We start from the raw sequence: 25182 nt of genomic DNA on the forward strand, positions 1-25182 counted from the left end.
GGCCCGCGAGCCACCGGCGCATCGCGCGCGACTACGCGCGCCTCATCGAACACTGCCTGAGCGAGCACGATTCGCTGATCGAGCGGGCCGGCGCTCGGGAGCTGGTGCGCCGCGAGGGCTACCGCTTCGTGTTTCGCGAGGCGGCGTCGATGCGAGAGGGTGTCGCCAACGCGCGCCGCCTGGCCGATGCCTACGGTGTGGGCCACGCCGTGCTCGACAGCGATGCCCTGGCCCAGGCCGAGCCCACGCTGCGCCGGCGCCTGGCCGGCGCCATCCACTGGCTGGACCCCTGGACGGTGAACGACCCGGGCGAACTGGTGGCGCGCTACGCGGCGCTGTTGCGCCAGTCGGGCGGGCGCGTGCTGCAGGGCGACGCGGCCACCTTGCGCGCCACCGGCGCAGGGGAGGGCAGTGGCAAGGGCACCGCCTGGCGCGTGCGCACGGCCGAGGGTGAGGTCGAAGCGCCGCACGCCGTGGTGGCGCTGGGCCCCTGGTCGGACGGACTGCTGCGCACCCTGGGCTACCGCTACCCGCTGTTCGTCAAGCGGGGCTACCACCGCCACTACACCGGCGGCGAGCCGCCGCGCCTGCCGATGCTCGACGCCGACGGCGGCCTGGTCATCGTCCCCATGCGGCAGGGCGTGCGCATCACCACCGGCGCCGAATTCGCGCGCCTCGACGCGCCGCCCACGCCGGTGCAGGTGCCGCGCGCCCATGCCCTGGCCAGCGAACTGCTGGATCTGCCGCAAGCGGTGGAGCCGCAGCCCTGGATGGGCGCGCGCCCCTGCACGGCCGACATGCTGCCCGTCATCGGCGCGGCGCCGCGGCACCAGGGCCTGTGGTTCAACTTCGGCCACGCGCACCAGGGGTTCACGCTGGGGCCGGTGAGCGGGCGGCTGCTGGCGGAGCTGGTGGGCGGCGAGGCACCGGTGGTGGACCCGTTGTCGTATTCGCCGCTGCGCTTCGGCTGAGTCAGCCGGCCTCGCGCTCCAGCACCGCCACGTTCACCTTCGTGCGCAGGCGAAAGCCCAGCGTCTCGTACAGGCGGATGGCGGTCGTATTGGTCTCCCAGGCGTGCAGGAAGGGCTGTTCGCCGCGCGCCTGGATGCGCGCCGCCACGGCAGCGGACAGGCGCCGCGCCAGGCCGAGTCCGCGCGCATCGGGGTGCGTGCACACGCCGCTGACTTCGGCGAAGCCCGGCACGCGGAAACGTTCACCGGCCATGACCATCAGGCGGCCGTCGCGGCGCACGCCGATGAAGTCGCCCATCACATGCGTGCGCGCGAGGAAGGGGCCGGGCTCGGTCAAGGTGGCCAGCGCAAGCATGTCGGGCGCATCGGCATCGCCCAGCGCGGCGATGCCCTCGCCCATGTCTTCCCCGCGCAGGTCGCGCGTGGCCTCCATCTGCACGCCCATGGCCTGTTTCACCGCCCGCAGGCCGGGCGGCACCTGGATGGGCGGCACCTGCAGCAGGAAGACGCTGTCGCCCGGCGCCAGCAAGGCGGCCAGCGCGGCCAGCGCTTCGGGGCCTTCGTCGGGTGTGGCCGCGAAGCGGTTGACGTCGCTCAGGTAGCGCCGCGCGAGCGTACTGCCTTCGGACAGGTGGGTGTGCGCGCCGGTGAGGCTGGCCCAGATGGGGCGGTCAAGCGGGTGCATGGGTGTCTCCTGCCGATGCGCTCGCGATGCCGCCCCGGCGGGCGGTACGGCGCGCGATCGGGGAGGCACTTTACTCGACGCGGATGTTCGCGTCCTTTACCACCACGCCCCAGCGCTGGCGCTCCTTCTCGAAGAACTGGTCCTGCTCGGCGGGCTGCATGGTGTGCACCTCGGCGCCCTGGCCGGTCAGGCGCGAGCGCACCTCGGGGCTGCGGATGGCGGCGATGAGTTCGGCGTTGAGGCGCGAAACCACGGCGGCCGGCGTGCCGCGCGGCACCAGCACGCCCTGCCAGGTGCCGGACTCGAAGTCCTTCACGCCCTGTTCGGCCAGCGTGGGCACCTCGCCCACCAGGGGCATGCGGGTGCGCTTGGAAATGCCCAGCACCTTCAGGCGACCGTTCTGCACGTGGGGCAGGGTGGCCAGCATGCCGTTCATGATCACCTGGGTCTGGCCGGCCACGGTGTCGGCCACGGCCTGCGAGCCGCCCTTGTAGGGGATGTAGGTCCACTTGGCGCCCATGGCGCGTTCCACGGCCACGCCGGCCACGTGCGGCGCGCTGCCCATGGCGGTGACGGCGAAGTTCAGGTCGCTGGTCTTGGAGAGCGCCACCAGTTCCTGCAGGTTGTTGGCCTTCACCGAGGGGTGCACCGCCAGCATGTGCGGCGAGTAGGCCAGCATGGTCACGCCGCGCAGGTCCTTGCTCGGGTCGAACGGCAGCTTGTAGACCGAGGGGCTGATGGCCAGCGCGCCCACGTCGCACAGCAGCAGGGTGTAGCCGTCGGCCGGGGCCTGGGCCACCAGGCCGGCACCCAGGTTGCCGTTGGCGCCGGCGCGGTTTTCCACCACCACGGGCTGGCCCAGGCTTTTGGCCAGCGGCTCGCTGATGGCGCGCGCGATGATGTCCGAGGAGCCGCCCGGCGGGTAGGGCACCACGATCCTCACCGGCTTGTTCGGGAATTTCTGCGCGTGCGCGGGCAGGCCCACGGTGGCCAGGGCGGCGCCCGAGGCGATGAGTTGGCGGCGGTTGAGGGTCATGACGGTCTCCTGAGGGGCTTGGACTTCCACGAGGGCTTTGTTACAGTCGTCTCGTCTGGTGATCGGTCATCGGTTGTCGGTTGTCTGATGACTTGTGAATTCTGTGAACAAGCCCCCGGCGCGTCAAGGAAAAAGCCATGTTCCCCGTGAAAACCCCAGGTGAAGCCGAGGCGGCGTCGGCGCGGCCCCGCCGCCCGCGCGGACTGGTGTCTGAGATCGTGGACACCCTGGCCAGTGACATGCGCGAGGGCCGCCTGCAGGCGGGCGACAAGCTGCCCACCGAATCGGCCCTGATGGCCCGTTTCGCGGTGAGCCGCACCGTGGTCCGCGAGGCGATGTCGCGCCTGCAGGCCTCGGGTCTGGTGGAAACGCGCCACGGCATCGGCACCTTCGTGCTGGCCCTGCCCGAGCAGCGCCCGTTTCGCATCGCGCCCGAGGACGTGGCCACCGTGGCCGACGTGGTGTCGCTGCTGGAACTGCGCATCAGCCTGGAGGGCGAGGCCGCTGGCCTGGCGGCCCAGAACCGCGACGAAGGCCACCTGCGCCAGATGGAGGCGGCGCTGGCGGCCTTCGAGCTGTCCATCGCCGAGTACTCGGACGCGGTGCCGGCGGACTTCCAGTTCCACATGGAGGTGGCGCGCGCCACCGGCAACCGGCATTTCGCGGACCTCATGACCTACCTGGGCACCATGATCATTCCGCGCACCCGCATCAACACGGCCAGCAGTGCCCCCGAGGGGCGCCTGGCCTATCTGCAGCGCGTGCACGTGGAGCACCAGAACATCTACCATGCCATCCGCCTGCGCGACGCCGAGGGCGCGCGCCAGGCCATGCGCCTGCACCTGTCCAACAGCCGCGAGCGGCTGCGCCGGGCCCAGGCCGAGACGCCCGGCTGACGCTTCCCCCGCGACGCTCCCCTCACGGGGCACCCTGGAGATTCCGACTTGGTCCCCCTGAACGACTGGCTCCTGTTCGCCGCCGCCGCGCTGTTCGTGGCCATCACGCCCGGCCCCAACATGGTCTACCTGCTGTCGCGCTCGCTCTGCCAGGGCCACCGCGCGGGGCTGCTCTCGCTGCTGGGCGTGATCGTGGGTTTCCTGGCGCACATGTTCGCCGCGGCGGTGGGCCTTACGGCGCTGTTCATGGCGGTGCCGCTGGCCTACGAACTGCTCAAGTGGGCCGGCGCGGCCTACCTGCTGTACCTGGCCTGGCAGTCGGTGAAGCCGGGCGCGCGCTCGCCCTTCGAGGCGCAGGACCTGCCGGCCGACCCGCCGCGCAAGCTGTTCCTGATGGGCTTCTTCACCAACCTCCTCAATCCCAAGATCGCCATCTTCTACCTGTCGATCTTTCCGCAGTTCGTCTCGCCCGCGCACGGCTCGGTGTTCGCGCAGAGCGTGCAGCTCGGGCTCACGCAGATCGTGGTGAGCTTCTGCGTGAACCTGAGCATCGTGCTGTCGGCCGCGAAGCTGGCGCTGTGGTTCGCGCGCAGCCCGCGCTGGCTGGCGGCGCAGCGCTACGTCATGGGCACGGTGCTGGCCGCGCTGGCGGTGCGCCTGGCGATGGAACAGCGCCGCGCGGCGTGACATGAAGCACCCCCGCGCCGCTGGCGCGCTGCGCGCGCCGTCGTGAGACGATAGCGGCCCTCAACGACGGGAGTCGATCATGGATTGGCTGGTGCTCGGACTGGTCCTGTTCCTCGGCATCCACTCGGTGTCCATCGTCGCGCCGCGGTCGCGCCACGAGCTGGCGCACCGCATCGGCGAAGGGCCCTGGAAGGGGCTGTACACGCTGGTGGCGCTGGCGGGCTTCGGCCTCATGGTGGCCGGCTACAGCGCGGTGCGGCAGAACCCCGTGCTGCTGTGGACGCCGCCCACCGCCATGCGCCACGTGGCCGCGCTGCTCATGCTGCCGGTGTTCGTGCTGCTGCTGGCGGCCTACCTGCCCGGGCGCATCCAGCGCGCCGCGAAGCACCCCATGCTGGTGGCGGTGAAGCTGTGGGCACTGGCGCACCTGCTGGCCAACGGTGGCCTGGGCGACGTGCTGCTGTTCGGCGGCTTCCTGGCCTGGGCCGTGGCCGACCGCATCTCGCTCAAGCGGCGCGCGCTCGCCGGGCTGCTGCGCGCACCGCACACCTTCGGGGCCGGCAAGGCCAACGACGCCATCGCGCTGGTGGGCGGGCTGCTGCTCTACGCCGTGTTCGCCTTCTGGGCGCACGGCTTCCTGATCGGCGTGCAGCCCTTCGGTTGAACGGGAACCCCGGGGCGGGCGTTCGCCTCCATCGGGGCACGCCTTGATCACCACCTCGAACCCGATGGGAGACTTCATGATCCGACGCCTTCGCCCCCTGTTCGTCACTCTGGCGGCCGGACTGGCCGCGGCCGGCGCCCTGGCGCAACCGGCCGGGCGCCTCGTGCCCGAGGTGATGGCCGGGGGCCTGCAGAACCCCTGGGGCCTGGCCTTCATCGGCGACGGCCGCCTGCTCGTGACCGAGCGCCCCGGGCGCATGCGCGTGGTGGAGCCGGACGGCCGCCTGGGCCCGGCGCTCAAGGGCGTGCCCGACGTGGACGCCGTGGGACAGGGCGGCCTGCTCGACGTCATCACCGACCGCGACTTCGCGACCAACCGCACCGTGCACTTCTGCTACAGCGAACCGGCGCTGGTGGGCAACTCCACCGCCATGGCCTCGGCGCGCCTGTCCGACGACCGCACCGCGCTGGAGAACGTGCGCGTGGTCTTCAGCCAGAAGCCCAAGGTCGGCAGCCGGCTGCACTTCGGCTGCCGCATCGTGCAGGCCGCGGACGGCAGCTTCTTCCTCACCCTGGGCGACCGCTACCTGCGCATGCACGACGCGCAGACCCTGGACAACCACCACGGCAAGGTGGTGCGCGTGCTGGCCGACGGCAAGCCGCACCCCGGCAACCCCTTCGTGAAGCAGGCCCGCGCGCTGCCCGAGATCTGGACGCTGGGCCACCGCAACATCCAGGGCGCGGCCCTGGGGCCCGACGGCGCGCTCTGGACCATCGAACATGGCCCGCAGGGCGGCGACGAACTCAACCGTCCCGAGGCGGGCAAGAACTACGGCTGGCCCCTCATCACCTACGGCGAGAACTACGGCGGCGGGCGCATCGGCGACGGCCTGACCAGCCGCGCCGGGCTGGAGCAGCCGATGCAGTACTGGGTGCCCTCCATTGCGCCCTCGGGCCTGGTGTTCCTGCGCAGCGACAAGTACGGCCCGGCCTGGCAGGGCAATGGCTTCACCGGCTCGCTGAAGTTCCGCCACCTGGTGCGGATGCAGATGGAGGGCGGGCGCGTGGTGCAGCAGGAGCGGCTGCTGACGGAGCTCAACCAGCGCATCCGCGACGTGCGCGAAGGGCCGGATGGGTGGCTGTATGTGCTGACGGATGACAGTGATGGGAAGGTGCTGCGCTTGGTGGTGCGCTGAGCCCGTTCGAGGGTGAACTCAGCGCGTCAACACCCGCCGAGCCCCATGGCTCGCCGCGTCCACCAGCGCCACCATCAACAGCATCGCGCCCAGGATGGTGGCCGTCTTGCCCATGTGGAACAGGCCCATGTGGAAGGCCAGCATCTGGCCGAGGCCACCAGCGCCCACCACGCCCAGCACAGCGGCGGCGCGGATGTTGTTCTCCCAGCGGTAGAGCGTGTAGCTGAGCAGTTGGGGCAGCACCTGCGGCAGCGTGGCGTAGAGGAACACGCGCGCGCTGCCCACGCCCTGCACGCGCAGCGCGGCGGCGGGGCCGGGCGGGGCGTTTTCGATGGCTTCGGCGAACAGGCGGCCCAGCACGCCGGCCGTGTGAAAAGCCAGGGCCAGCGTGCCCGCGAAGGGCCCCAGGCCCGCGCTGATGAGCAGCAGCGCGGCCCACACCAGCTCGGGGATGCTGCGCAGCGCGTTGAGCAGCAGCCGTGTGGGGCCGCGCGCCCACGACGCGCCGCCGTCGCCGCGCCGGCTGGCGGGCAGCGCGAGCAACACGCCCGCCACCGCCGCGAGGCCCGTGCCGAGGGCGGACATGGCCAGCGTTTCCCAGGTGCCCACGGCCACGCGGCGCAGGAACTCGGGCGAGGTATCGGGCGGGAAGAACTCGCCGAGGAAACGGCCCATGCTGCGCGCGGCCTCCAACGACAGGAACTGTCCCCATTGCAGGTCCAGCGACCAGAAGCTGGCGACCACCAGAATGGTCAGCGCGAGCAGGAACCACAGGGCCTTGCCGCGCGGGTCGAGCAGGGCGGGCGGAGCGGGTGGCAGCGGCTTCATCCCAATGCCTTGCGAAGGCCGGCGCTCACGCGGTCGGCCAGCGCCACCAGGGCCATGAAGACCAGCAGCATGGTGGCGACCTCGCCGCCGTTGAACATCTTCATGGAGTTGTCCATCTGCTGGCCCAGGCCACCCGCGCCCACGAAGCCCAGCACCACCGATGAGCGGATCGCGCATTCCCAGCGGTAGACGGTGTAGCTGGTGAGTTCGGCCGCGTTGGTGGGCAGCAGGCCATAGAAGAAGGCCTGCAGGCGCGAGGCGCCGTTGCGCAGCAGGGTCTGCGTGGCGTGGGCCTCGCCGCTTTCCAGGATCTCGCCGTAGACCTTGCCGAGCATGCCGCCGTAGGTGAGCGCGATGGCCAGCACGCCGGCCGTGGGGCCCAGTCCCACCACGCGCACGAAGACCAGCGCCCACACCAGCTCGGGGATGCTGCGCAGCACGACGAGCAGCCAGCGCACGAGCTGGCGGACGAACCAGGGCCCGCGCGCCATGCGGCCCGACAGGGCCGAGAGCGAGAGCACGCGCGTGGCCGCCAGCGTGAGCGGGATGGCCAGCACCAGCGCCAGGGCCATGCCGGCGGTGGCGATGGCCACCGTTCGCCAGGTCTCGCGCGCCACCAGGGCAAGGAATTCGCCGCCGAGCGCGGGTGGCAAGAAGCTGCCCAGGAACTGCGCCGTGACCTTGAGGTTCTTGGGCTCGACCAGCACCCAGGGCCTGAACTCAGTGGCCACGCCCAGCGGCCACAGCAGCACCAGGGCGGCGCCGATCCAGAAGAGCCGCGAGACCCAGGCGGGGTCGCGGGTGGGGGCGGGGCGCAGCGCGGCGGTGTTCATCGCGGGGTCAGCGGCACGTCAGCGGCACATCAGCACCGGCGGCAAGGGGTCGCCCAGCGGTGCTGGCGGGCTCGCGGGGGCGCCCAGCAACTCGTGTTCGAACCGCTCGTACAGGCGCGCGAGGCGTTCGCTGCTGACTTCGGCGGCGGGCAGGTCGAAGGCGAGCTGGCCGTCGCGCAGGCCGACGATGCGCGGGAAGTGCGCCAGCGCCATGTCGACCTGGTGCAGGGTGGCCACCAGCGTGGCGCGGTGCTCGCGCGCGCCGGCGATGAGGGTGTGGATGGCCTGGCGCGCGCGGATCGGGTCCAGGGCCGAGAGCGGCTCGTCCACCAGCCAGGCGGTGGCGGGGGCGAGCAAGGCGCGCGCCAGGCCCACGCGCTGGCGCTCGCCGCCGGAGAGGCGGTCCACGCGCTCGAAGAGCTTGTCGCCCAGGTCGAAGCGCTCGAGCGCGGCGAAGGCGGCGGGGATATCGGATGGGCGCAGCAGCGAGCGCAGGCTGGCCCACAGGCCCATGGCCGGCAGGCGCGCCGCCAGCACGGCCGTGACCACGCGCTGGCGCGGCGGCAGGGGTGGCACCTGCGGCGCCAGCAGCAGGCGCGCGCGCAGGCGCTGCAGGTCGGCGCGCGGCAGCGACCAGGGCGCCGCACCGTCCAGCCGCACGCTGCCCGCACTGGGCGGCATGGCGCAGGCCATGAGCTGCAGCAGCGTGGTCTTGCCCGCGCCCGAGGGGCCGATGACGGCCACGTGTTCCCCCGCGGCCACGCGCAGGCTCAGGCCTTGCAGGGCGGGCGCCTGCGCCGCGCGCGCGGCGGCGTGGCGCGCGCTGACCTGTTCGAGGGCGATCTCCAAAACGGCTGGCTCCGGTGCGTGGACGAAGGCCGCATTAGAAACCGGATGGCGCGGCCGTCCCGCGAGCGGGGTTCATCGGGGCACGGCGACGCTGCGAAAGCCGGCCAGGATGTCGCTGCGGTCGGCGGTGAAGAAGTTGCGGTAACGGGGGTGGCGCATCTGCGGCGCGCTGGCCCAGCTCGCGCCTTTGAGCACGGGGCGGCCGTCGAACCAGGGCTGCGAGTAGTCGCGGTAGGGGTGCGCCTCGAAGCCGGGGAAGGGCGCGAAGGCGCTGGCGGTCCATTCCCACACCTGGCCCCAGTGGAAGCCCGGGGCGTGCAGCGCGGCGTTTTCCCACTCGGCCTCGGTGGGCAGGCGACGGCCCGCCCAGGCGCACCAGGCCAGGGCTTCGGTGGCGCTCAGGTGGCAGGCGGGGGCCGACAGGTCCAGCGGGTGCCACCGGCCGGCCGCGCGCCGCCACCAGTGGCCGCCCTCGCGCTTGAGGTAGCGCGGCACGGGCACCGCGCCAGCGTCCACGGCGGGCAGGTAGCGCCCCCAGCTCACGGCCTGCGCGTCGATGTCGAAGGGCGAGAGTTCGACGGTCTGGCCCTGCAGTTCGTTGTCGAAGGCGAAGCCCGGGCCTTGCCAGCCCAGGGTCCACGACGCGGCGTCCAGGGACAGGGAGGCGTTGCTCGCGGCGGGCGGGGGCGGGGCGGATTCGCCCGCGTCGATGTCGAGTACCTGTGCCATGTAGCACCAGGCCTCGTCGTGCATGTCCTCATGGAAGAGCGCGAGGCGAAAGGCGTAGAGGCCGTCGTCGGTGTCGGGCGTGCGGGCCAGCAGGGCCAGGGTCTCGTCGAGGCTGGCTTGCAGGTCGGCCCGCGTGGCGGCCAGGTCGGGCAGCGGCAGCGACCAGCGCGCGTCGTGCGGCACGGCGCTGCTGTCGTACAGCGCGTCGGCGTCGACGCTGCGCGCGGCCTGGCGGGCCCGGGCCAACGCGGCCGAGGGGTCAGCGCGCGCGCCGCGCTCGCGCTGCGATGCGGACTGGCGCGCGATCCAGCGGTCGGCGAACCAGCCGATGTGGCCCAGCTCCCACAGCGGTGGGTTGAGCTCGGGCGACAGGGGCACCGCCAGCGTGGGGCCGAGCGCGGCCTCGAAGGCCCCCGCCAGGCGCAGCGTGCGCGCGCGCGTGCGGCGCAGCAGCTGCGCCAGCGTTTCCCGACCCGCGCGCCGGGCCTGTTCGGCCGCCGCGCCGGGCGGGGCGTCGGGCTCCGACACAATGAGCCGCTCGATGGCCTCCATTCGCAAACCCCTGTTGTGCATCGTGACGCCGGCACTGGCCGACGCGAACAACGGCAATTGGCAGACCACCCAACGCTGGGCGCGCCTGCTGGCGGGGCATTATCGGGTGGCCGTCACGCGCCAATGGCCCGACGCGGACCTCGGCGAAAAGCCCGCCGCCCTCATCGCGCTGCACGCGCGGCGCTCGGCCGCCTCCATCGCGGCCTGGGCCGAGGCCGATGCGCGCGCGCCGCTGGTGGTGGTGCTCACCGGCACCGACCTGTACCGCGACATTCAACAGGATGCCTCGGCGCGGCGCTCGATCGAATTCGCGCACCGGCTCGTGGCGCTGCAAGAGCGTGGGCCGCTCGCCTTGCCGGCGCACCTGCGCGCGCGCTGCCGCGTGGTGTTCCAGTCCAGCCCGGCGCGCGCGCCACTGCCCAAACCCCGGGGTTTCCTGCGCGCGCTGATGGTGGGGCACCTGCGCGAGGAGAAGTCGCCCGGGACCCTGTTCGAGGCCGCGCGCCGCATCGGGCCGCAGGAAGGCATCCGCATCGACCACATCGGCGAGGCGATCGACCCCGCGCTGGGCGAGGCCGCGCGCACCACCGCGCTGGCCTGTCCGCACTACCGCTGGCTGGGTGGCCTGCCGCACGCCGAGGTGCTGCGCCGCCTGCAGCGCGCGCACGTGCTGGTGCACGCCAGCCGCATCGAAGGCGGCGCGCACGCCGTGCTCGAGGCGGTGCGCGCCGGCACGCCGGTGCTGGCCTCGCGCATCGACGGCAACGTGGGCATGCTCGGCGAGGCGTACGAAGGCTACTTTCCGGTGGGCGACGCCGCCGCGCTGGCGGCCCTGCTGCGTGAGTGCCGTGAGGGCATGGCGCGCGCCGATGGCAGGCTCGCGCGCCTGGCCGCACAATGCGCCGCTCGCGCGCCGCTGTTCGCCCCCGAGGCCGAACGCCAGGCGCTGCTGGATTTGCTCAACGACTGCCTGCGCCCCGGCGGCGCCGGCCCCCGAACCGGAGACCGACCGTGAACGCCCCCATTCCCGCCACCGCCACCCAGCCCCGCCTCACCAGCCTGTCGCACGGCGGCGGCTGCGGCTGCAAGATCGCGCCCGGCGTGCTGAGCGACATCCTCAAAGGCAGCACCGGCCTGCCCTTGCCCAAGGAGCTGCTGGTCGGCATCGAGACCGCCGACGACGCGGCCGTCTACCAGCTCAACGACGAGCAGGCGCTGATCGCCACCACCGACTTCTTCATGCCCATCGTCGATGACCCGTACGAGTTCGGGCGCATCGCGGCGACCAACGCCATCAGCGACGTCTATGCCATGGGCGGCACGCCCATCATGGCGCTGGCCCTGGTGGGCATGCCCATCAGCGTGCTCAGCACGGACACGATCGGCCGCATCCTGCAGGGCGGGCAGGACGTGTGCCGCGCGGCCGGCATCCCCATCGCCGGCGGCCACACCATCGATTCGGTCGAACCCATCTACGGCCTGGTGGCCCTGGGCCTGGTGCACCCCAAGCGCGTGAAGCGCAACGCCGACGCCAGGGCCGGCGATCGCCTGGTGCTGGGCAAGCCGCTGGGCGTGGGCGTGCTGTCGGCCGCGCTCAAGAAGGAGCAATTGGACGCGGCCGGCTACGCCGCCATGATCGACACCACCACGCGCCTGAACACGCCCGGCCCCGACCTGGCGAAGCTCGATGGCGTTCATGCGCTGACCGACATCACCGGCTTCGGCCTGGCCGGCCATGCCATGGAGATGGCGCGTGGCGCGGACAAGGCGGTGCACCTGGCCTGGAGCCGCGTGCCGCTGATCCCGGGCGTGCGCGAACTCGCCGCGGCGGGGCTGGTGACGGGCGCTTCGGGCCGCAACTGGGCCGCCTACGGACACGAGGTGCGCCTGGGCGATGGCCTGGCGGCCACCGAGCAGGCCCTGCTGAGCGACCCACAGACCAGCGGCGGCCTGCTGGTGGCCTGCGACGCGGCTAGCGTGGACGAGGTGCTGGCCACCTTCCGCCGCCACGGCTTCGCGCAGGCGGCCGACATCGGCGAGGTGCGCGATTTCGCCGGTGACGGCGTGCGCCTGCAGGTGAACGCCTGAGCGCGTTCTAGGGCTTGAACCGGTAGTGGTCCCGGTTGAGCACCGCCGCGATGGCGGTGACTTCTTCGGGGAACAGTTGCAGGTTCAGCCGCGTGCTGCAGTTCTCCACCATGGCCTGCAGCAGTTGGGCGTTGTTGATGCGGCCATTGGGGCGGTAGATGGCGCTGCCGTCGCCACCCACCTGCCTGGTGTGGCACTGGGCGCACTGGTGCTCGGCCAGCAGCTTCTCGCCGAGCGCGAGGTCGGCGTCCTTGAACAGGGCGGCGCCTTGCGCCTGAGCGAGCGAGGGCAGGGCGAAGGCAAGAGCAAGGGCAGAGGCGAGGAGGGGGCGTTTCATCGGATTCGTCGTGGGCCGGGGCATCGGCGAAACTTGGCCTATCGCGCCCCCGCCGTCAAGCCTTCGTCATGACCGTCCACACCATCCTCAAAATGGGTGATCCGCGCCTGCTGCGCCACGCCCAGCCCGTCACCGCCTTCGACACACCCGAGTTGCACCGCCTGGTGGCCGACCTGAAGGACACCATGGCCCACGCCAAGGGCGCGGGCCTGGCCGCGCCGCAGATCGGTGTGGACCTGCAGGTGGTGATCTTTGGCAGTGGCGCGCCCAACCCGCGCTACCCCGACGCGCCGGTGGTGCCGCGCACCACGCTCATCAACCCCGTCATCACACCGCTGGATGAGGAGCTGGAAGACGGCTGGGAGGGCTGCCTGTCGGTGCCCGGCCTGCGCGGTGTGGTGCCGCGCTGGCGGCGCATCCGCTACCAGGGCTTCGACGAGTTCGGCCAGGCGATCGACCGCGAGGCCGAGGGCTTCCACGCCCGCGTGGTGCAGCACGAATGCGATCACCTCTGGGGCATGCTCTACCCGATGCGGGTGCGCGACTTCACGCGCTTCGGTTTCACCGAGGTGCTGTTCCCCGGGCTGGACGCCGGCGACGACGACTGACACCCGTGGCAAACGGCGTTACGCCGTTGAAACGATTTGAAATGTTCAGGCCTCAAGTTCGACTAGAGTCAGGCGGCTCAGAACATTCAGAACAAGCAGCAGGGGGAAGCCCCTTCACCACCATGAAGCGATTGCTCATGGCACTGGCCGCCAGCGCCCTCGTGGGCGCCTGCAGCGTGAGCCGGCCGCCAACCGACGTGTCCGTTGAATTGCCCGAACGCTGGATGGCGCCGCCGCTGGCGCACCAGGGCAGCACCCAGGCCCTGGACGACTGGTGGGCCCGCTTCGACGACCCGGTGCTCAGCGACTGGATCGCGCGCGCCCAGCGCCACAGCCCCGACATCGCCAGCGCGCGTGCCCAGGTGTTCGCGGCGCGCGCGGCCCTGGCCGGCGCCGAGGCGCAGGGCCGGCCGCAGGTGAACGCGGTGGCCACCGCCAACCGCGGCGTCACGGACGCCAGCACCCCGCTGGGCACCACGCTCAGCGCGGGTTTCCAGGCCTCGTGGACCGTGGGGCTGTGGGGCGAGAGCGCCGCCCGCGTGGACAGCGCCCAGGCCCGCCAGGACGCGGCCGGCGCGGGCTGGCACGAGGCCCGCGTGCTTGTGGCGTCCGAGGTGGCGCAGCTCTATTTCGGCCAGCGCCTGTGCCGCCAGCAATTGGCCGTGGCCCTGAACGACCGCGACTCGCGCCGCGTGACGGCCGAGAGCAACGACGTGACCGAGCGCGCCGGCCTGAGCGCGCCGGCCGACGCGGCCCTGGCGCGCGCCAGCGCTGCCGAGGGCGTGGCGCGCTGGCGCAGCCAGGAAACCCTGTGCGAGCGCCAGATCAAGTCGATCGCCGCCATCACCGCCCAGCCTGAGGCCGAGGTGCGGCGCCAGCTCGGCGGCGCCCCCGACCTGAATGCCTGGCTGGCGTCCGGCCGCGTGGAGCAACTGCTGGCCGTGAACGCCGTGCCCGCCGAGGTGCTGCGCCAGCGGCCCGACGTCTACCGCGCCCAGCGCGAACTGGTGGCCGCGAGCGAAGACGTGGGCGTGGCCCACGCCGCGCTGCGCCCCGGCCTCACTCTGCAGGGCAGCGTGCTGCGCAACCGCTTCTCGGGCGGCGGGCTCGACGTCACCGCCAACTCCTGGTCCATCGGCCCCATCACCCTGAGCCTGCCGCTGCTGGGGCGCGGCGCGCTGCACGCCAGCGCCGACAGCGCCCAGGCCCGCTACGAGGCCGCCGCCAGTGCCTACGCCGGCACGCTGCGCCAGGCCGTGGCCGAGGTGGAGCAGTCGCTGGTCACGCTGTCGGGCCTGAGCGAGCGCCTGGCCGCCACCGAGACGGCCGTGGCCGGCTACAACCGCTCCTTCGAGGCCACCGAGGCGCGCTACCGCGTGGGCTTCGCCAACCTCAGCCAACTGGAAGAGGCGCGCCGCCTCAAGCTCAACGCCGACAGCAGCGCCGTGGCCCTGCAGCAGGAGCGCCTGGACGCCTGGCTGCAGCTCTACGTCGCCCTGGGGGGCGGCTTCGACCCCGCGGCGGTGCCCGCCACGCTCAGCCCCGACGCCCTGAATCCCAACGCCTCGAACGCCCGATGAACGCCATCCCCACCCCCCGGCGCCGCTGGTTCTGGCCCCTGGCCGCACTCGCCCTCGTCATCCTCGCGCTGGCCGCCTGGCTGCTGCTGCGCCCCGCCGATGAAGCCCCGGCCGCCGGTACCGGCGCGAGTGGCGCCAACAGCGCCGCCCCGGCTGAGGGCGAGCAGCCGCGGCCCGCGCTCACCGTCACCGTGACGAAGCCGCAGCGCGAGTCGCTGCCCATCCGCCTGCAGGCCAACGGCAACATCGCCGCCTGGCAAGAGGCCAGCGTGGGCGCCGAGGTCAACGGCCTGCGCCTGTCCACGGTCAACGTGAACGTCGGCGACACGGTGCGCAAGGGCCAGGTGCTGGCCGAGTTCGTGCGCGAAACCACGCAGGCCGACACCCTGCAGGCGCGCGCCAGCCTGATGCAGGCCGAGGCCAGCTACCAGAACGCCAAGGCCGACGCCGACCGCGCGCGCGCCATCGAGAACACCGGCGCGCTGTCGAAGTCGCAGGTGGCGCAGTACCTCACGCAGGAGAAGGTCTCGCTGGCGCAGTGGGAGGCCGCCAAGGCCGCGCTTGGCGCCACCGAGGTGCGCCTGGGCAACACCCGCGTGCTGGCGCCCGACGACGGCGTGATCTCCGCGCGCGGGGCCACCGTGGGCGCCGTGGTGGCGGCGGGGCAGGAGCTGTTCCGCCTGGTGCGCCAGGGCCGCCTGGAGTGGCGCGGCGAGGTCACGCCCAATGAGGTCGACCGCATCAAGATCGGCCAGGCCGTGGCCGTGACGGCCGCCACCGGCCGCGAGGTGCAAGGCAAGGTGCGCGCCATCGCGCCCAGCGCCGACCCGCAGACGCGCAACATCCTGGTCTTCGTGGACCTGCCGCGCCACGGCGAACTCAAGGCCAACACCTTCGCGCACGGCAGCTTCGACCTGGGGCAGAGCGAGGCGCTCACCGTCTCCAGCCAGTCCGTGGTGGTGCGCGACGGCAGCAACTACGTCTTCGCCATCGACGACCAGAGCCGCGCCAGCCAGCTCAAGGTGCGCACCGGCCGCCGCGTGGGCGAGCGGGTGGAGATCCTCGAAGGCCTGAAGGAAGGCGCGTCCGTGGCGGTGCAGGGCGCGGGCTTCCTCAACGAGGGCGACCTCGTGAAAGTGGTGCAGTGACATGAACGTCTCCGCGTGGTCCATCCGCAACCCCATCCCGGCGGCGATGCTGTTCGTCATGCTCACGCTGGCGGGACTGTTCTCCTTCAAGCAGATGAAGGTGCAGAACTTCCCGGACCTGGACCTGCCCACCATCACCGTGGTGGCGGCCCTGCCGGGCGCCTCGCCCAACCAGCTCGAGAACGACGTCGCGCGCATCATCGAGAACAGCCTGGCCTCGCTGCAGGGGCTCAAGCACATCTACACCAAGGTGCAGGACGGCACGGTCTCACTGACCGTGGAGTTCCGCATCGAGAAGGACACGCAGGAGGCGCTGGACGACGTGCGCTCGGCCGTGGCCAAGGTGCGCAGCGACCTGCCCACCGACCTGCGCGACCCCATCGTCAACAAGGTGGAGCTGGCCGGCGGCGCGGTGCTGGCGTTCACGGTGGCGTCCGACAAGATGGACGGGGAGGCCTTGTCCTGGTTCGTGGACAACGACGTGTCCAAGCTCTTGCTGTCGGTGCCCGGCGTGGGCGCGGTCAACCGCGTGGGCGGCGTGGACCGCGAGGTGCAGGTGCTGCTCGATCCGCTCAAGCTGCAGGCCCTGGGCGCCACCGCCACCGACGTCTCGCGCCAGCTCGCCAAGGTGCAGATCGAGAGCGCCGGTGGCCGCGTGGACCTGGGTGGCAGCCAGCAGCCGCTGCGCACCTTGTCGCAACTGGCCTCGGCCGAGGCGCTGGCGGGCATGCAGGTGGCGCTGAGCGACGGCCGCTACATCCGCCTGGACCAGATCGCCGAGGTGCGCGACACCATCGCCGAGCCCACCGCCGCGGCCTTCCTGGACGGCAAGCCCGTGGTGGGCTTCGAGATCGCGCGCAGCCGCGGGGCCGGCGAGATCGAGGTGGGCGACGGCGTGCGCGCCAAGCTCGAGCAGTTGCGCGCCCAGCGGCCCGACCTGCACATCACCGAGTCCTTCGACTTCGTGACGCCGGTGAAGGAGGAATTCGACGCCTCCATGACCCTGCTGTACGAGGGCGCCATCCTGGCCGTGCTGGTGGTCTGGCTGTTCCTGCGCGATTTCCGCGCCACCGTGGTGTCGGCCGTGGCGCTGCCGCTGTCGGCCATCCCGGCCTTCATCGGCATGTACTACATGGGCTTCACCATCAACGTGGTGACGCTGCTGGCCATGTCGCTGGTGATCGGCATCCTGGTGGACGACGCCATCGTCGAGGTGGAGAACATCGTGCGGCACATGCGCCTGGGCAAGACGCCGTACCAGGCCGCCATGGAAGCGGCCGACGAGATCGGCCTGGCCGTCATCGCCACCACCTTCACGCTGATCGCGGTGTTCCTGCCCACGGCCTTCATGGCCGGCATCCCGGGCAAGTTCTTCAAGCAGTTCGGCTGGACGGCCGCGCTCGCGGTGTTCGCCTCGCTGGTGGTGGCGCGCGCGCTCACGCCCATGATGGCCGCCTACCTGCTCAAGCCCTTCGTGCAGAAGGAGATGCCGCGCTGGATGGACACCAACCCGGTCACCCGCGGCCTCTGGCGCTGGTCGCAGAACCAGAACGAGCCGGCCTGGCTCGACCGCTACCAGAACTGGGCGCGCTGGTGCATCCGCCACCGCTGGATCACCAGCTTCGGCGCGGGCCTGTTCTTCATCGGCTCACTGATGCTGATCCCGCTGCTGCCGCAGGGCTTCGTGCCGCCGGACGACAACTCGCAGACCCAGGTGTTCCTGGAACTGCCGCCCGGCGCCACGCTGGAGCAGACCATCGCCACGGCCGAGCGCGCGCGCCTGCTGGTGGCGGCGGTGCCGCACGTGCGCTCGGTCTACACCACCATCGGCTCGGGCACGGCCGGCACCGACCCGTTCGCGCCCCAGGGCGCGGCCGAGTCGCGCAAGGCCGCGCTCACCATCCAGCTCGACCCGCGCAGCGAGCGCCCGCGCAAGCAGGGCATCGAAAACGACATACGCGCGGCCATGTCCAACCTGCCCGGCGTGCGCAGCAAGGTGGGCCTGGGCGGCTCGGGCGAGAAATACATCCTCACCCTCACCGGCACCGACGCGCACGCGATGGCCACCGCGGCGCGCGCGGTCGAGCGCGACCTGCGCACCATCCGTGGCGTGGGCAGCATCCAGTCCACCGCCGCGCTGGTGCGCACCGAGATCATCGTCACGCCCGACCTGGCGCGCGCCGCCGAACTCGGCGTCACCAGTTCGGCCATCGCCGAGACGCTGCGCATCGCCACCGTGGGCGACTACGACAACCTGCTGCCCAAGATGAACCTGCCGCAGCGGCAGATCCCCATCGTGGTCAAGCTCGACGTGGGCGCGCGCCACGACCTGGACGTGTTGCGCCGCCTGGCCGTGCCCGGCGCGCGCGGCCCGGTGATGCTGGGGCAGGTGGCCTCGCTGGAGTTCGGCGGCGGCCCGGCCGTGATCGACCGCTACGACCGTTCGCGCAACATCAACTTCGAGGTGGAGTTGGCCGGCATCGCGCTGGGCGACATGAAGACGGCGGTGGAGAAGCTGCCCAGCCTGCGCAACCTGCCACCGGGCGTGTCGGTGCTGGAGATCGGCGACGCCGAGGTGCAGGGCGAGCTGTTCGCCAGCTTCGGCCTGGCCATGCTGACCGGCGTGCTGTGCATCTACATCGTGCTGGTGCTGCTGTTCAAGGCCTTCCTGCACCCCATGACCATCCTGGCGGCGCTGCCGCTGTCGCTGGGCGGGGCCTTCGTGGCGCTGCTGATCGCCAACAAGAGCTTCTCCATGCCCTCGCTGATCGGCTTGATCATGCTGATGGGCGTGGCGACCAAGAACTCCATCCTGCTGGTGGAGTACGCCATCGAGGCGCGGCGCGCGCACGGCATGTCGCGGCTGGACGCGATCCTCGATGCCTGCCACAAGCGGGCGCGCCCGATCGTGATGACGACGATCGCCATGGGCGCGGGCATGCTGCCCATCGCCATCGGCTGGGGCTCGGCCGATAGCAGCTTCCGTTCGCCGATGGCGGTGTCGGTGATCGGCGGGCTGATCACCTCCACCTTCCTGAGCCTGCTGGTGATCCCGGCGGTGTTCACCATCGTGGACGACGTGGCGCTGTGGTTCGCGAAGCTGTTCCACCGGCGCGATGCGTCGATGCCGCCGGTGGCGCCGGCCGCCCCGCGTTGAGGCCTTGACTCGCCTCAATCCGGCAGCTTGTCCTGCAGGGGCGTGACGTCGTACCAGGCGGTTCCGCTGTCTGCCTTGTTGGATTGCACGATTTCGTGCTGCAAGCAGGCGAGTTCGCGAACGAACAGGGGCAGCAAGCACCGCATCATCTGCCGTTGCTTGGACAGGTCGTGACCGGTCAACGGGCGCGAGAGGAAACCGACGGGGATGTCGAATGCGCGGCAGTAGCCCTCGAAGATCAGCGCGGCCCGCGGACCGCTGAAGCTGTCGCTGCAGACCATGACCCGGCCTTTGCCCTGTTCCAGTACACGGCTCGCGAAGCACTCGGCCAGGACCTGCAAGGCATTGCCGTGGGTGCTGTCCCGGTCGGCGCGTCGGTATTGGCTGCGACTGGCTTCAATGAAGTGCGTCCGGCCCTTGAGCGCCGTGCGCCACCGTTGGATTCGAGGGGCCTGCTCCCAGATGTGCCTGGCCGAATCCGCTTCGCCCAGCTTCTGGCCTTCTGTGGGGAGGGTCAGGCGCAGCTCGCTGTCGCCCAGGCCTTGCTGCAGTTCGTGGCAGAAGTCGTCGAGCAAGGCGTTTTGCTGCTCAGGCGTCAGCTGCTGCCAGTCGGCCTTGCAGTACAGCGCGAAGCCCTGCGCCATGACCTCGCGGACCGGCAGCATTTCCTGGGGCACGAGGTCGCGGCCGCCGACAAAAAAAATGTGGGTGTTCTTCAAGGCCTCCTCGCCAAACCGGTTGACCAGAAGTTCGAGAAGTTCGATCAGCGCCAGGATGCGAACCGGGTTCAGCGAATGAAGGCCCAAAGGCACGACGATGGCGCTCGGTGGGACACGGATGCGATCCGGGTGCGGTCGGGTGGCGAGGAACACCTCCTCCATGCGCATCACCAAGCGCTCCCTCAGGGAGGAGTGCATGGGCAGCCTGCAGACCGCTTGGTTGACGCAATCGGGGCCGTGGTCTTTCGTTGGCATCCACAGGTGCAGCTTGAGCTGCTGCGAGATCGCGTGGATGTCTGTCTCGGCCACGGTGTCGCGCAACTCCAGGAAACACCTCAGCGCTGAAGTGACGGCTTGACGGACCTCCGGTGTGGCGGGCGTGGACGGCAAGGCCTGGTTGTCGGCAGGCGCGGGCGGTTGGAGTTCTGGCGATGCCGGCTTCTTCTGGTCGATCTGGCGGTAGTGGGGGGCGTACCTGGCCTTGATCAATAGGCGGGTGGCTGAGTGCATGGGCTGCGTAGGCTGGCGTTGATTGATGAGGGTGCCGAACGGCCGCCGCTCAGTAACCAGTCCTTGTCCCAAAGGTCCTCACGCGACTTCACCGAAACCTCTCGGCTGCGTGAGGAGGGGGCGCCCTGAAAGAGAACGCCTCGGGACGACCCGAAGCACAATAGCCGCCCATGCGCCTGCGCCACATCGAAGTCTTCAACGCCGTCATGCTCACCGGCAGCGTGAGCGCGGCGGCCCGCATGATCAACGTCACGCAGCCCGCCGTGAGCCGCACCCTGCAGCACGCCGAGCTGCAACTGGGTTTCCCGCTGTTCCAGCGCGCCGGTGGCCGGCTGGTGCCCACCACCGAGGCCCAGACCCTGTACCCCCACATCGAGCGCCTGTTCGCCCAGCTCGACGAGGTGCAGCGCCTGGCCACCAGCCTCAAGGCCGGCCGCACCCACGGCGAGCTGCGCGTGCTGACCGTGCTGGGCCTGAGCTACGAGGTGCTGCCGCGCGCCATGCGCCTGTTCCGTGAGAAGCACCCCGACGTGCTGGTGCACCACCAGGCGCTGCATTCGGTGCAGATCGTCTCTGCCCTGGCCCTGCAGGAGGCCGACGTGGGTTACGTGTTCAACCCCGGCTCACACCCGGCCCTGGTGCAGGAGCGCCTGGGCGAGCGCCGCGTGATGGTGGTGGCGCCCAAGGGCCTGTTGCCGGCGCGCGTGCTCAAGGCCGGCGGCATCGGCTGGGCGCAGCTCGCGCGGCTGCCGGTGATCGCCCTGGACGGGCAGGACCCGCTGGGCGTGCAGCTCTCGCACGCGATGCGCGACCACGGCGTCGATCTGCGCCCCATCATGACCGTGCAGACCTACCACGTGGCCCTTGCCCTGGCGCAGCACGGCGTGGGCGTGGCGCTGGTGGAAGGCTGCACGGCCACCTCGGCCGATCGCACGCGCGTGGACGTGCTGCCCTTCGAGCCGGCCATGCTGACCGCCGTGCACATGCTGCGCCCCACCGCGCGGCCGCACTCGGTGGTGGCGCGCGCCTTCACGCGCTGTTTTCAGCAGGCCTTGCAGCAGATCGGCTGATCGCCGTGGCGCCGCGTGGTCGATCGACCACGCCCTGGAGCTGGTGCGACAGGCGCTGCGCACTGCCGGCCGCCAGCGTGAAGCCCAGTGCGCCATGCCCGGCGTTGAACAGCAGGTTGGCGGGGGCGCCGTCCACGCGGCCGATGAGGGGCACGCCCGTGGGCGTGGCGGGTCGCAGGCCGGCCCAGGGTCGGGCCTCGGTGCCGGCGCAGGCCAGGGGAAAGACCTCGCGTGCGGCGCGCCGCAACTGCTCCACGCGCCGGGATTCGATGCGCGTGTCGTGGCCCGCCAGCTCCGCCAGGCCGGCCACGCGCAGGCGCTGGCCCAGGCGCGCGAACACCACCTTGCGCTGCGCGTCGGTGACGCTCACGGTCGGCGCCAGGCCACCGCTGGCGGGCGCGTCCAGCGTGAGGCTGTAGCCCTTGAGCGGGTACACGGGCACGTACGCGCCCGCCTGCCGCGCGAAGGCCGCCACGCCAGTGCCCAGCGCGGCCACGAAGCTGTCCGCTTCGATCCAGTCCCCGCCCGCCTGCACGGCCACCAGGCGATCGCCCTCGCGCCGCAGCGCGCCCAGCGGCGCGCCGAGCACGAAGCGCACGCCACGCGCCTGCAGGGCGCCGTGCAGGGCGTCGCACAGCCGGGCGCAGTCGGCCGCGCATTCGCCCGGCGTGTGGATGCCGCCCACGTAGCGCGCGGCGCTGCCGGCCAGCGCGGGTTCGATGCTCAAACACTCGGCCAGCGACAGCGCCTGCTGCCCGGCGCCGCCGAGCGCACGCTGCAGCTCGAGTTGCCGCCGCGCGGCGGCGAATGCGGCCTCGCTGCCATACATCACCAGCTTGCCGCTGGCGGCGAAGTCGCAGTCGGCGCGCGTGTCGGCCAGCAGCCGTTGCAGCGCCTCGCGGCTTTCCTCGGCCAGGGCGAGCAGGGTGGCGGTGCTGCGCGCCGACACGTCGGCGCGGCAGGCGGCCAGGAACCGCAGGCCCCAGGCCCATTGCGCCGGGTCCAGGCGCAGGCGCAGCGAAAAGGGCGACTCGCGCGAGAGCAGCAGCTTGGGCAGTTGCGCCCAGATCGAGGGATCGGCCAGGGGCTGCACGTAGGCGTAGCTGAGCTGCGCGCCGTTGCCGAAGCTGGCGCCCTGTCCGGGGCGCTGGCGGTCGATCACGGTGACCTCGAAACCGTCGCGCTGCAATTGCCAGGCGGTGGTCAGGCCGACGATGCCGGCGCCCAGCACGGCCACGCGGCGCACGGCGGTCTGGTGCAGGGAAAGGGCAGGGGGATTGTGCATGATGGCCCGCACTGTAGGCAGGCGCGCCGGCCCTGTGAAATGCAGACCGGGGCATGGCCCATGACCGGAACTCATGGGCCGGGCGGCCGGGCATAACCTGAAGGCATGGGCCGGGCCGATAAAAGCATGTGGACAGGCGCGGGCGCTTGCCTAGACTGGCGCATTCCCCCCACCGCCCCCACCCCACATGCAAGCCAGCCACGTCTTTCACCGCCAGTTGCTCCAGGACATGCCCGTCGCCGTCAGCGGCCGAGGCATCACGCTCACCGACAGCCAGGGCAAGACCTACCTCGACGCCTCGGGCGGTGCGGCCGTCTCCTGCCTGGGGCACGGCCACCCGGACGTGATCGCCGCCATGCACGCGCAGCTCGATCAGCTGGCCTACGCGCACACCAGCTTCTTCACGACGGCCGTGGCCGAGGAACTGGCCGACACCCTGATCGACACGGCGCCCGCCGGCATGAGCAACGTGTACTTCGTCAGCGGCGGCTCCGAGGCCGTGGAAGCCGCGCTCAAGATGGCGCGCCAGTACTTCGTGGAGATCGGCCAGCCGCAGCGCGAGCACTTCATCGCGCGCCGCCAGAGCTACCACGGCAACACCCTGGGCGCGCTGGCCGTGGGCGGCAACGCCTGGCGGCGCGAGCAATTCAAGCCGCTGCTCATCGAGGTGGAGCACGTCTCGCCCTGTTATGAGTACCGCGACAAGCGCGCCGACGAAACCGCCGAGCAGTACGGCCAACGCCTGGTGGCGGAACTGGAGGCCGCCATCGAGCGCCTGGGCGGCGACAAGGTCATCGCCTTCGTGGCCGAAACCGTGGGCGGCGCCACGGCGGGCGTGCTCACGCCCGTGCCCGGCTATTTCAAGGGCGTGCGCGAGCTGTGCGACCGCCACGGCATCCTGCTGATCCTGGACGAGGTGATGTGCGGCATGGGCCGCACCGGCACGCTGCACGCCTGCGAGCAGGAGGGCGTGGTGCCCGACCTGCTCACCATCGCCAAGGGCCTGGGCGGCGGTTACCAGCCCATCGGCGCGGTGCTGGCGCAAAGCCGCATCGTCGAGACCTTCCGCAAGGGCAGCGGGCTGTTCCAGCACGGCCACACCTACCTGGGCCATGCAGTGGCCTGCGCGGCGGCCCTCGCGGTGCAACGCGTCATCCAGCGCGACGGCCTGCTCACCCAGGTGCGCGATCATGGTGCGCGATTGCAGGCCCTGTTCCAGGACGCCTTCGGCGATCACCCGCACGTGGGCGATGTGCGCGGACGCGGCCTGTTCTGGGGCATCGAACTGGTGGCGGACCGCGCCAGCAAACAGTGGTTCGATCCCGAACTGAAGCTTCATGCGCGCATCAAGCGCGCCGCCATGGCCGAAGGACTGATGTGCTATCCCGCCGGTGGCTCGGTGGATGGCCGCTGCGGCGATCACATCCTGCTGGCCCCCCCCTTCATCAGCACGCCCGATGAGCTGGCCCAGATCGTGCAACGCCTGCGCCGTGCGATCGACAAGACGCTGGCGGGGGTATCCAGCTCCGCCACCGTTTGACGCCATGCCGGCTCTGCATGGCGGCCCGGGGTAAACCCGGTGCCGTCGCGGCAGGGGCAACCCGGGCGATTGCATTAGCATTCCCGGCCTGCGCGCGACCGTTCCACAAGAGCATCACGCCTTTCAACAACCACCAGTGAACCGCAGGAGAAACACCATGAAAAGACTCACCGCCTGTCTCAGCGCCGTGGCCGCATCGGCCGCGATGATGGCGCCCGCCGCGCCGGCCTTCGCCCAACAGAAATTCATGACCATCGGCACCGGCGGCGTGACCGGCGTGTACTACGCCGCGGGCGGCGCCATCTGCCGCCTGGTGAACAAGGACCGTTCCAAGCACGGCTTCCGTTGCACCGTGGAATCCACCGGCGGTTCCGTGGCCAACATCAACACCATCAAGGCGGGTGATCTCGACTTCGGTGTTGCCCAGTCCGACTGGAACCACCACGCCTACAAGGGCACCAGCACCTTCCAGAAAGACGGCGCCTTCGGCGACCTGCGTTCGGTCTTCTCGCTGCATCCCGAGCCCTTCACCGTGCTGTCCCGCGCCGACGCCAACGTGAAGAACTTCAGCGACCTCAAGGGCAAGCGCGTGAACGTGGGCAACCCCGGCTCCGGCACCCGCGCCTCCATGGACCAGCTTCTGGCCGCCATGAACTGGAAGCTGAGCGACTTCGGCCTTGCAGCCGAACTCAAGGCCGACGAACACGGCGCCGCGCTGTGCGACAACAAGATCGACGCTTTCTTCTACGGCGTGGGCCACCCGAGCGCCAACATCCAGGACCCGGTCACCACCTGCGGTGCCAAACTGGTCAACATCACCGGCCCGGCCGTGGACAAGCTGATCGCCGAATTCCCCTTCTACGCCAAGGCCACCATCCCCGCCGGTCTGTACAAGGGCAATGACGCGGACATCACCACCTACGGCGTGCTCGCCACCTTCGTGACCTCGGCCAAGTCCTCCGACGACCAGGTCTACACGCTGGTCAAGGCCGTCTTCGACAACTTCGACGAGTTCAAGAAGCTGCACCCCGCCTTTGCCAACCTCAAGCCCGAGAACATGGTCAAGGACGGCCTGAGCGCTCCGCTGCACGCCGGGGCAGCCAAGTACTACAAGGAAAAGGGCTGGATCAAGTAATCTGCTGATCCACCGCCGCCAAGCACCCCATGTGCGGCCCGCCGCTCATGGGGTGTTCTGCATTGAGGGCCTCTGCGCAA

General features: G+C 71.2%; 23 protein-coding genes. 14 read left to right on the forward strand and 9 right to left on the reverse strand.

The genetic code is table 11. The features are described 5' to 3' along the window. A partial coding sequence (locus VLG41_RS16670) for an FAD-binding oxidoreductase (protein ID WP_325350516.1) occupies positions 1-971 on the forward strand: 971 nt, incomplete at its 5' end. A 1-nt stretch (position 972) separates the two neighbouring features. Here VLG41_RS16670 and VLG41_RS16675 read toward each other — a convergent pair. Both VLG41_RS16675 and VLG41_RS16680 read right to left on the reverse strand, forming a co-directional pair. Next, entirely contained in the window at positions 973-1656 is a 684-nt protein-coding gene (locus VLG41_RS16675) for a GNAT family N-acetyltransferase (protein ID WP_325350517.1), read from the reverse strand. Positions 1657-1726: 70 nt separating this feature from the next. Then, entirely contained in the window at positions 1727-2692 is a 966-nt protein-coding gene (locus VLG41_RS16680; protein ID WP_325350518.1) for a tripartite tricarboxylate transporter substrate binding protein, read from the reverse strand. A 137-nt stretch (positions 2693-2829) separates the two neighbouring features. On the opposite strand from VLG41_RS16680, the gene VLG41_RS16685 reads away from it, so the two are divergent. The 4 genes from VLG41_RS16685 (at position 2830) to VLG41_RS16700 (ending at position 6134) form a co-directional block, all read left to right on the forward strand. Beyond that, the gene (locus VLG41_RS16685; RefSeq protein WP_325350519.1) at positions 2830-3588 is read left to right on the forward strand and encodes a FadR/GntR family transcriptional regulator; all 759 of its coding nucleotides are present in this window, start codon (positions 2830-2832) and stop codon (positions 3586-3588) included. A 48-nt stretch (positions 3589-3636) separates the two neighbouring features. Then, the gene (locus VLG41_RS16690; RefSeq protein ID WP_325350520.1) at positions 3637-4275 is read left to right on the forward strand and encodes a LysE family translocator; all 639 of its coding nucleotides are present in this window, start codon (positions 3637-3639) and stop codon (positions 4273-4275) included. 79 nt (positions 4276-4354) lie between these two features. Continuing rightward, positions 4355-4939 (forward strand): NnrU family protein, encoded by a 585-nt coding sequence (locus VLG41_RS16695; protein ID WP_325350521.1) that lies wholly within the window; start codon positions 4355-4357, stop codon positions 4937-4939. Between the two features lie 76 nt (positions 4940-5015). After that, positions 5016-6134 (forward strand): PQQ-dependent sugar dehydrogenase, encoded by a 1119-nt coding sequence (locus tag VLG41_RS16700; protein ID WP_325350522.1) that lies wholly within the window; start codon positions 5016-5018, stop codon positions 6132-6134. 18 nt (positions 6135-6152) lie between these two features. Here VLG41_RS16700 and phnE read toward each other — a convergent pair whose 3' ends face one another. The 4 genes from phnE to senA all read right to left on the reverse strand — a co-directional run bounded on the left by phnE (position 6153) and on the right by senA (position 9925). Next, entirely contained in the window at positions 6153-6962 is an 810-nt protein-coding gene (phnE, locus tag VLG41_RS16705) for a phosphonate ABC transporter, permease protein PhnE (RefSeq protein ID WP_325350523.1), read from the reverse strand. Continuing rightward, positions 6959-7795 carry an ABC transporter permease gene (locus tag VLG41_RS16710; protein ID WP_325350524.1) on the reverse strand — a complete coding sequence of 279 codons (837 nt, stop codon included), beginning with the start codon at positions 7793-7795 and terminating at the stop codon, positions 6959-6961. The genes phnE and VLG41_RS16710 overlap by 4 nt, the downstream gene beginning before the upstream one ends. Positions 7796-7813: 18 nt before the next feature. Then, positions 7814-8644 (reverse strand): phosphonate ABC transporter ATP-binding protein, encoded by an 831-nt coding sequence (locus VLG41_RS16715; RefSeq protein ID WP_325350525.1) that lies wholly within the window; start codon positions 8642-8644, stop codon positions 7814-7816. 72 nt (positions 8645-8716) lie between these two features. Next, the gene (gene senA / locus VLG41_RS16720) at positions 8717-9925 is read right to left on the reverse strand and encodes a selenoneine synthase SenA (protein ID WP_325350526.1); all 1209 of its coding nucleotides are present in this window, start codon (positions 9923-9925) and stop codon (positions 8717-8719) included. Between senA and senB the strand changes: the two genes are divergently transcribed. Beyond that, the gene (gene senB / locus VLG41_RS16725; RefSeq protein WP_325350527.1) at positions 9915-10940 is read left to right on the forward strand and encodes a selenoneine biosynthesis selenosugar synthase SenB; all 1026 of its coding nucleotides are present in this window, start codon (positions 9915-9917) and stop codon (positions 10938-10940) included. The two genes, senA and senB, sit on opposite strands and share 11 nt — an antisense overlap. Next, positions 10937-12013, forward strand: coding sequence for a selenide, water dikinase SelD (selD, locus tag VLG41_RS16730; protein ID WP_325350528.1), 1077 nt, complete (start codon positions 10937-10939; stop codon positions 12011-12013). The genes senB and selD overlap by 4 nt, the downstream gene beginning before the upstream one ends. 7 nt (positions 12014-12020) lie before the next feature. On the opposite strand, the gene VLG41_RS16735 is transcribed toward selD, so the two are convergent. Continuing rightward, the gene (locus VLG41_RS16735; protein WP_325350529.1) at positions 12021-12350 is read right to left on the reverse strand and encodes a hypothetical protein; all 330 of its coding nucleotides are present in this window, start codon (positions 12348-12350) and stop codon (positions 12021-12023) included. A 68-nt stretch (positions 12351-12418) separates the two neighbouring features. Here VLG41_RS16735 and def point away from each other — a divergent pair, with 68 nt between their 5' ends. The 4 genes from def (at position 12419) to VLG41_RS16755 (ending at position 18843) form a co-directional block, all read left to right on the forward strand. Beyond that, positions 12419-12958, forward strand: coding sequence for a peptide deformylase (gene def / locus VLG41_RS16740; RefSeq protein ID WP_325350530.1), 540 nt, complete (start codon positions 12419-12421; stop codon positions 12956-12958). A gap of 122 nt (positions 12959-13080) precedes the next feature. Beyond that, positions 13081-14538 carry an efflux transporter outer membrane subunit gene (locus tag VLG41_RS16745; protein WP_325350531.1) on the forward strand — a complete coding sequence of 486 codons (1458 nt, stop codon included), beginning with the start codon at positions 13081-13083 and terminating at the stop codon, positions 14536-14538. After that, a complete protein-coding gene (locus VLG41_RS16750) occupies positions 14535-15686 on the forward strand; it encodes an efflux RND transporter periplasmic adaptor subunit (protein WP_325350532.1) in 1152 nt (383 codons plus the stop codon). The genes VLG41_RS16745 and VLG41_RS16750 overlap by 4 nt, the downstream gene beginning before the upstream one ends. Before the next feature lies 1 nt (position 15687). Further along, positions 15688-18843: an efflux RND transporter permease subunit gene (locus VLG41_RS16755; RefSeq protein ID WP_325350533.1), complete on the forward strand. Its 3156-nt coding sequence runs from the start codon at positions 15688-15690 to the stop codon at positions 18841-18843. Positions 18844-18857: 14 nt separating this feature from the next. On the opposite strand, the gene VLG41_RS16760 is transcribed toward VLG41_RS16755, so the two are convergent. Next, positions 18858-20072, reverse strand: a complete 1215-nt coding sequence (locus tag VLG41_RS16760; RefSeq protein ID WP_325350534.1) for a hypothetical protein — start codon at positions 20070-20072, stop codon at positions 18858-18860. A gap of 170 nt (positions 20073-20242) precedes the next feature. Here VLG41_RS16760 and VLG41_RS16765 point away from each other — a divergent pair, with 170 nt between their 5' ends. Continuing rightward, positions 20243-21142 (forward strand): LysR family transcriptional regulator, encoded by a 900-nt coding sequence (locus VLG41_RS16765; protein WP_325350535.1) that lies wholly within the window; start codon positions 20243-20245, stop codon positions 21140-21142. Here the strand turns inward: VLG41_RS16765 and VLG41_RS16770 are convergent. Next, positions 21102-22427 carry a D-amino acid dehydrogenase gene (locus VLG41_RS16770; RefSeq protein ID WP_325350536.1) on the reverse strand — a complete coding sequence of 442 codons (1326 nt, stop codon included), beginning with the start codon at positions 22425-22427 and terminating at the stop codon, positions 21102-21104. The two genes, VLG41_RS16765 and VLG41_RS16770, sit on opposite strands and share 41 nt — an antisense overlap. Before the next feature lie 187 nt (positions 22428-22614). On the opposite strand from VLG41_RS16770, the gene VLG41_RS16775 reads away from it, so the two are divergent. Beyond that, on the forward strand, positions 22615-23967 hold the full coding sequence (locus tag VLG41_RS16775; protein WP_325350537.1) for an aspartate aminotransferase family protein: 1353 nt from the start codon (positions 22615-22617) through the stop codon (positions 23965-23967). Between the two features lie 157 nt (positions 23968-24124). Continuing rightward, complete coding sequence (locus VLG41_RS16780) at positions 24125-25102, forward strand: TAXI family TRAP transporter solute-binding subunit (RefSeq protein WP_325350538.1); 978 nt, start codon at positions 24125-24127, stop codon at positions 25100-25102. Positions 25103-25182: the final 80 nt, after the last annotated feature.

This window comes from Hydrogenophaga sp., from assembly GCF_035481345.1.
GTDB lineage: Bacteria > Pseudomonadota > Gammaproteobacteria > Burkholderiales > Burkholderiaceae_C > Hydrogenophaga.

Coding starts and splice junctions, on each gene's coding strand:
- def (WP_325350530.1), top strand. CDS start 12,419: ATGACCGTCCACACCATCCTCAAAATGGGTGATCCGCGCCTGCTGCGC.
- VLG41_RS16680 (WP_325350518.1), bottom strand. CDS start 2,692: ATGACCCTCAACCGCCGCCAACTCATCGCCTCGGGCGCCGCCCTGGCC.
- VLG41_RS16775 (WP_325350537.1), top strand. CDS start 22,615: ATGCAAGCCAGCCACGTCTTTCACCGCCAGTTGCTCCAGGACATGCCC.
- VLG41_RS16780 (WP_325350538.1), top strand. CDS start 24,125: ATGAAAAGACTCACCGCCTGTCTCAGCGCCGTGGCCGCATCGGCCGCG.
- VLG41_RS16700 (WP_325350522.1), top strand. CDS start 5,016: ATGATCCGACGCCTTCGCCCCCTGTTCGTCACTCTGGCGGCCGGACTG.
- VLG41_RS16695 (WP_325350521.1), top strand. CDS start 4,355: ATGGATTGGCTGGTGCTCGGACTGGTCCTGTTCCTCGGCATCCACTCG.
- senB (WP_325350527.1), top strand. CDS start 9,915: ATGGCCTCCATTCGCAAACCCCTGTTGTGCATCGTGACGCCGGCACTG.
- phnE (WP_325350523.1), bottom strand. CDS start 6,962: ATGAAGCCGCTGCCACCCGCTCCGCCCGCCCTGCTCGACCCGCGCGGC.
- VLG41_RS16760 (WP_325350534.1), bottom strand. CDS start 20,072: ATGCACTCAGCCACCCGCCTATTGATCAAGGCCAGGTACGCCCCCCAC.
- VLG41_RS16735 (WP_325350529.1), bottom strand. CDS start 12,350: ATGAAACGCCCCCTCCTCGCCTCTGCCCTTGCTCTTGCCTTCGCCCTG.
- senA (WP_325350526.1), bottom strand. CDS start 9,925: ATGGAGGCCATCGAGCGGCTCATTGTGTCGGAGCCCGACGCCCCGCCC.
- VLG41_RS16755 (WP_325350533.1), top strand. CDS start 15,688: ATGAACGTCTCCGCGTGGTCCATCCGCAACCCCATCCCGGCGGCGATG.
- VLG41_RS16765 (WP_325350535.1), top strand. CDS start 20,243: ATGCGCCTGCGCCACATCGAAGTCTTCAACGCCGTCATGCTCACCGGC.
- VLG41_RS16750 (WP_325350532.1), top strand. CDS start 14,535: ATGAACGCCATCCCCACCCCCCGGCGCCGCTGGTTCTGGCCCCTGGCC.
- VLG41_RS16685 (WP_325350519.1), top strand. CDS start 2,830: ATGTTCCCCGTGAAAACCCCAGGTGAAGCCGAGGCGGCGTCGGCGCGG.
- VLG41_RS16675 (WP_325350517.1), bottom strand. CDS start 1,656: ATGCACCCGCTTGACCGCCCCATCTGGGCCAGCCTCACCGGCGCGCAC.
- VLG41_RS16770 (WP_325350536.1), bottom strand. CDS start 22,427: ATGCACAATCCCCCTGCCCTTTCCCTGCACCAGACCGCCGTGCGCCGC.
- VLG41_RS16745 (WP_325350531.1), top strand. CDS start 13,081: ATGAAGCGATTGCTCATGGCACTGGCCGCCAGCGCCCTCGTGGGCGCC.
- VLG41_RS16710 (WP_325350524.1), bottom strand. CDS start 7,795: ATGAACACCGCCGCGCTGCGCCCCGCCCCCACCCGCGACCCCGCCTGG.